The 5,788-nt window shown below is 64.7% G+C and carries 4 protein-coding genes and 1 pseudogene; 1 reads left to right on the top strand and 4 read right to left on the bottom strand.

The features are described from left to right. Nucleotides 1-355: 355 nt before the first annotated feature. From AWC07_RS29670 to AWC07_RS02585, 4 genes and pseudogenes are all read right to left on the bottom strand, one after another. Nucleotides 356-895 (bottom strand): annotated as a pseudogene (locus tag AWC07_RS29670) (PE family protein); the annotation flags it as partial. A 207-nt stretch (nt 896-1,102) separates the two neighbouring features. Further along, the gene (nrdF, locus tag AWC07_RS02575; protein WP_036416716.1) at nt 1,103-2,065 is read right to left on the bottom strand and encodes a class 1b ribonucleoside-diphosphate reductase subunit beta; all 963 of its coding nucleotides are present in this window, start codon (nt 2,063-2,065) and stop codon (nt 1,103-1,105) included. A 142-nt stretch (nt 2,066-2,207) separates the two neighbouring features. Next, nucleotides 2,208-3,794, bottom strand: coding sequence for a flavin-containing monooxygenase (locus AWC07_RS02580; protein WP_036416720.1), 1,587 nt, complete (start codon nt 3,792-3,794; stop codon nt 2,208-2,210). 139 nt (nt 3,795-3,933) lie between these two features. Continuing rightward, nucleotides 3,934-4,674, bottom strand: a complete 741-nt coding sequence (locus AWC07_RS02585) for a TetR/AcrR family transcriptional regulator (protein WP_036416726.1) — start codon at nt 4,672-4,674, stop codon at nt 3,934-3,936. A gap of 467 nt (nt 4,675-5,141) precedes the next feature. On the opposite strand from AWC07_RS02585, the gene AWC07_RS02590 reads away from it, so the two are divergent. Next, the gene (locus AWC07_RS02590) at nt 5,142-5,549 is read left to right on the top strand and encodes a DUF4189 domain-containing protein (RefSeq protein ID WP_084293650.1); all 408 of its coding nucleotides are present in this window, start codon (nt 5,142-5,144) and stop codon (nt 5,547-5,549) included. The last annotated feature ends 239 nt before the right edge of the window (nt 5,550-5,788 follow it).

The raw sequence follows: 5,788 nt of genomic DNA on the forward strand, positions 1-5,788 counted from the left end.
CGCCCACGCCGCCCGCTCCGCCGTTGCCGGCGACCATCCCGCCGGCGCCGCCGGCGCCGCCGGTTCCGCCGGTACCGGCACCGCCGCCGCCGGTAGCGCCCGCCCCACCCGTACCGCCGTCGCCGAATACCCCGGCGTGGCCGCCGGCCCCGCCGGACCCGCCGAGGCCGTTGTTCGCGCTTTGACCGCCCAGCCCGCCGGCCCCGCCGTTGCCGAACAGCCCGATAGCGTTGCCGCCGGCCCCGCCGGCCCCGCTGACGCCATTGCTTGCTCCTGAGACCCCGCCGGTGCCGCCCGCGCCACCGTTGCCGACGAGTACGCCGCCGGTCCCGCCGGCGCCGCCGGTCCCGGCCGGGCCGACCCCGTTGACGCTCCCGCCGGCGCCGCCGGCGCCCCCGTTGCCGACCAGCCCGGCCGCGCCGCCGTTACCGCCGGGCCCACCTGCACTCGTGCCCGACCCGCCGTTGCCGCCGTTGCCGAACAACCACCCGCCGTCCCCACCATTGGCCCCACTGCCCGGGGCGCCGTTGGTCCCGTTGCCGATCAGCGGACGCCCGGTAGCCGCCTGAACGGGCGCGTTGATCGCGTCGAGCAAGCTCTGCAGCGGCGAAGCGCTAGCAGCCTCGGCAGCCGCATACGAGTTCGCACCAGCGGCCAAGGCCTGCACAAACTGGTCATGAAACGCCGCGGCCTGCGCGCTCAGCGCCTGGTAGGCCTGGCCGTGCGCACCAAACAAGCCCGCGATCGCCGCCGACACCTCATCAGCACCCGCGGCCAGCAACCGCGTCGTGTTGGCGGCAGCAGCACCGTTGGCTGCGCCGATTGTCGAGCCGAGATTTGCCAAATCCGTTGTCGCCGCCATCAGCGCCTCCGGCGCTGCGATCAAGTACGACATGTGGCACCTCCCAACAGCCGACGATCCACCTCGTTTGGTGTCCGACGACAATCGATGCGCTGGTCAGAGATTGACTCTAACGCGCATTGCAGCCTCCGTCCTCGACTTTGGGCAGGTTTCCTCCACCCCTTCACCTGGCCATATGTACTCAAGCCAGGCCCACAGGGGATACAACCGAAGCCGCGTTGCCGTTGGCCTGGAAGTAGCCTAGAAGTCCCAGTCTGCGTCCTCGGTGACGACGGCCTTGCCGATTACGTATGAAGAGCCCGAACCGGAGAAGAAGTCGTGGTTCTCGTCGGCATTGGGTGACAACGCCGACAGAATCGCCGGGTTCACGTCGGTCTCGTCACGCGGGAACAACGCCTCGTAACCGAGGTTCATCAGTGCCTTGTTGGCGTTGTAGCGCAGGAACTTCTTGACGTCTTCGGTCAGCCCGACCTCGTCGTAGAGGTCCTGGGTGTATTCGACCTCGTTGTCGTAGAGCTCGAACAGCAGCTCGTAGGTGTAGTCCTTGAGTTCGGCGCGCTTGGCCTCGTCGACCAACGCCAGACCGCGCTGGAACTTGTAGCCGATGTAGTAACCGTGGACAGCTTCGTCGCGGATGATCAGCCGGATCATGTCGGCGGTGTTGGTCAGCTTGGCCCGGCTCGACCAGTACATCGGCAGGTAGAAGCCCGAGTAGAACAGGAAGCTCTCCAGCAGTGTGGAGGCCACCTTGCGCTTGAGTGGTTCGTCCCCGCGGTAGTACTGCAGCACTATTTCGGCCTTGCGCTGCAGGTTCGGGTTTTCCTCCGACCAGCGGAAGGCGTCGTCGATCTCGGCCGTCGAGCACAACGTGGAGAAGATCTGGCTGTAGCTCTTGGCGTGCACCGATTCCATGAACGCGATGTTGGTAAGCACTGCCTCCTCGTGGGGGGTCAGCGCGTCCGGGATCAGGCTGACCGCACCCACAGTGCCCTGGATGGTGTCCAGCATGGTCAGACCGGTAAAGACCCGCATGGTGAGCTGCTTCTCATTGGCGGTCAGCGTGCCCCAGGACGGGATGTCATTGGACACCGGCACCTTCTCGGGCAACCAGAAGTTTCCGGTCAGCCGATCCCAGACCTCGGCGTCCTTTTCGTCTTGCAGCCGGTTCCAGTTGATCGCTGAGACCCGGTCGATAACCTTCACTGTTGCCTCCCAGAACGGCCGCCCTACTCAGGCCTCAAACACTACCCCTGGGGTCCGACAAGCCGGCGCAACACAAGAGGTTGTGTTTGCGTGTCGCACGGCGTGCCTGCGTGATGGCCAGGTGCCGCGACCATCCAAGTAGCTATTTCGCCGCGGCGACAGTCGTCCGATTCTCCGCCGAGCCGTTACCGACGCCGAAGAATTGGTATTCGTCGGTCTTGACCGAGCGGGTCGCCCGCCAGTACTGCCAGGTGTAGCCGCCCCACAGCACCGTGTTCTTGCCGTGCTCGTCGAGATACCAGCTGCTGCAGCCGCCGCTGTTCCACACCGAGCCGGCCAGCTTGCGCTGCAGCTCGTCGTTGAAACGATCCTGGGCGGCGCGCGTGGGAGCTAGCGCCTGCGCGCCCGCCTTGTCGCACTTGGCGATCGCGTCGGCAACGTAGTGGATCTGCGACTCGATCATGAACACCACAGAGTTGTGTCCCAGGCCGGTGTTGGGCCCGAGTAGGAAAAACAGGTTGGGCATCTCGGCCACCGTGATTCCGCGGTGTGCGGCAATGCCTTCCCGGTTCCACCGATCGACCAGATCCTCACCGTGGCGGCCTTTGATCTGCACGTAGGTGTAGGAGTCGGTGACGTGGAAGCCGGTGGCGTACACGATCACGTCGGCTTCTCGGGAGACCTCACGGCCGGCGCCGTCGGCGGTGACGATCCCGTCACGGGTAATCCGGGTGATGCGGTCGGTGATCAATGCGGTCTTGGGGTTCGCGACGGCTGGGTAATACGTGGAGGAGTTGAGGATCCGCTTGCAGCCGATGCGATAGTGCGGGGTCAGCTTGCGGCGCAGCTCACGATCCTTCACCGAGCGGCGAATGTTGTATTTGGCGTAGGCCTCGATGAACCTCAGCGCGTTCGGCCGCTTGGTCATGCCGAAGGCCAACGCCTCCTGCGCCCAGTACAAACCCAGGCGCGCCAGCGCACGCAGCCCGGGAACGTTCGCCATGGCCTGGCGTAGCGCCGGAGGGATCTCGGGGTTGGAGCGCGGCACCACCCACGGCGGAGTGCGTTGGTAGAGCTGAAGTTCGGCGACCTGGTCGACGATCTCCGGCACGATCTGGATCGCGCTGGCGCCGGTCCCGATGATGGCCACCCGCTTGCCGGTGAGGTCGACGCCGTGGTCCCACTCCGCGGAATGAAAAGCGGGGCCGGCGAATTCATGGCGCCCGTCGATGTCGGGGAAGGCCGGGATATGCAGCGCTCCGGCTCCGGAGATCAAAAATTGGGCAACATACTCGCGGCCGTCGGTGGTGAAGACGTGCCAGCGGTATTCCTCGTCGTCCCAGTAACCGCGGTCGACCAAGGAATTGAACTCGATGTAGCGGCGCAGCCCGTACTTCTCGGTGACGCCCTTGAGGTAGCCCAAGATTTCGTCCCAGTAGGAAAACGGGTTCTTCCAGTCCGGCTTGGGCTCGAACGAGAAGGAGTAAAGATGCGACGGGATGTCGCAGGCGCAGCCGGGGTAGGTGTTGTCCCGCCAGGTGCCGCCGATGTCGTCGGCCTTCTCCAAGATCACGAAGTCTTGGGGCGAAAAGCCCTGCCTCTGCAGCGCGATGGCCATGCCCAGACCGGAGAACCCGGTCCCGATGATGACGGCGCGGGTCTGTACCGGCGGTTTGGGCGCCTGGGGTTGGTCGGCGTGTTCTGTCGCCGGGATCACGACATCGGTCATGGTGGCTAGGTCTTTCGTGTTGGGTCTGTACGAGTTGGCGCGACTATGGCGGCACGCGCCTGCGTCAACGGAAATACCCAGTACCCTGGGTATCGGATACCACGAGTGTTGCCGATTACCGCAGGGATGTCAACGGCGCTTAGCTGACGGCACGGTTGCTGGGCACTGCGTCGTGGATCGGCTTGCCGGGGTCCATGGTGATACCGAGCGCCTCGGCGGTGCCCACGATGACGCCCATCATGATTGTGGTCAGATGCGCGACGAACTGCTCGCGTGGCATCCGTCGCGGGCTGTCGGGCTCGGGGCCCAACCACCATTCCGTGGCCGATGCCGCCGACCCGAAGGCCGCGAACGCCGCGAGCTCGAGCGCGGCACGGTTCAACTCCATCTCCCGCAACTCGTTGTTGAACAATTCGGCGAAGGTCAGGGTGATCTCCCGGCCCTCGTTGAGCGTGCGCACCGTCGCCTCGGACTGGGTGGCGGAGCGGCCCTGAATGAATACCCGCAGCACGTTGGGATGCTTGTCGACGAGGTTGACGTACTCCTCGACGCTGCGCTGGATCACCTCGCGGGCCGAGTCGGTGGCGAGGTTAATCGACGGGAAGATCGCCGCCCACAGCATGTCGCGCAGACGTTCCCCGATCGCCACGAACAGGTCGGACTTATCGGTGAAATGCCGGTAGATCTTGGGCTTGGCGGTGCCGGCTTCCTCGGCGATTTCCCGCACACTCAGCTCGGGCCCAAGGCGGTCGATAGCACGGAAAGCCGCTTCGACGATTTCGTTGCGCACCTTCTTGCGGTGCTCGCGCCAGCGTTCACTACGTGCGTCGACTTTGACCCCGGGCTTCGCCCCGGGGTGGGCCCGGCTGATTCTCACCACGTCAAGCACCTTACCCCGTCGGCGGGCGCTGACCTGGGAAGAATCCGGTCTCCGACGCGTATCCGGCGACGCGAGACGCCGCGCGCATCCGTATTGTCAGTGCGCAACATCCGCGAATTCGGGGTTGCGCGCGGGCCGAGTCGTTACCGTTGAGGAGGTCAAGGCCTATGGAGTTCGTCGAACCAGCCTGTCTGGGCACGCCCATACGGCGTGCGGCGCGCGTATGCGGCGTGCCATATCACAAGGGTGGAGCGTGGGCTTAGCAAGCCCGCGGGGTTGGCCGCGGCCGGGTGCCACGAGTTATCGCCGCTGCTTTGACAGCGGGAGATCATGCGGGCCGGACCGACCGTTAGCGCGGTCGAGACCTTCGAGCCTCATCATGGTGACTTATTGCCCTACCCCCGTTGGGTATAGCTCTGTGATCGTAGATAGTGCCAGCAAGTCACTCGCTGGAAAGGAGTAAGGAAATGACGACCAAGCTTCTACGTCGAACCGCGCTTGGAGTCGCCGGCCTGGCAGTTATCACCGTGATAAGCGTTGCGCTGGTTGCGACTGCAGGCGCTCATGACGTGTCGATTCCCGAGATGCCTATCCCTCCACACAAACACTACGGAGCAATAGCCTATGCGCCCAACGGCGCCTGGGGTAAAGCGCTGCATGCCCGAACTCCATCCCGCGCGGAAATTGCGGCCTTGCAGCAGTGCGGCCTTGACAGCTGCCAGGTGCTGAGCAGTTTCACCCGATGCGGCGCAGTCGCCTTCGACGGCTCAAGGTTTCAAGGCGGAACTGGCTTCACGCGCCCCGAGGCAGAACAAGAGGCCATGAAAGACCTGGGTGGCGGGTGGATCGTAAACTGGGCGTGCAATTTCCCCTAATTGCGCGGGCTGCGCGATCCGTCGTGGTCCTGGCGTGACCACAGCGAAATTCTGCGGCATGACAACCGGAGCAAATCGCCTGTGACGAGCACTGAGGCTCCATATGGAATTGGGATGGAGTCATGCCGAAACAACAGAGGGCCCGACAAGCCGGCCTCGAACACCGGAACCGAGAGTTGCGCCGCGGCAACATTATTCCGGGCCGGTTTGGTCGTTCGGCAGCCTGACCGCCTGTTGGC

Origin of the sequence: Mycobacterium gastri (assembly GCF_002102175.1) — a bacterium.
In the GTDB taxonomy this organism is placed as follows: domain Bacteria; phylum Actinomycetota; class Actinomycetes; order Mycobacteriales; family Mycobacteriaceae; genus Mycobacterium; species Mycobacterium gastri.

Bases quoted from the DNA above. Each gene is read 5' to 3' on its own strand.
- AWC07_RS02580 (WP_036416720.1), bottom strand. From the start codon at position 3,794: ATGACCGATGTCGTGATCCCGGCGACAGAACACGCCGACCAACCCCAG.
- AWC07_RS02590 (WP_084293650.1), top strand. From the start codon at position 5,142: ATGACGACCAAGCTTCTACGTCGAACCGCGCTTGGAGTCGCCGGCCTG.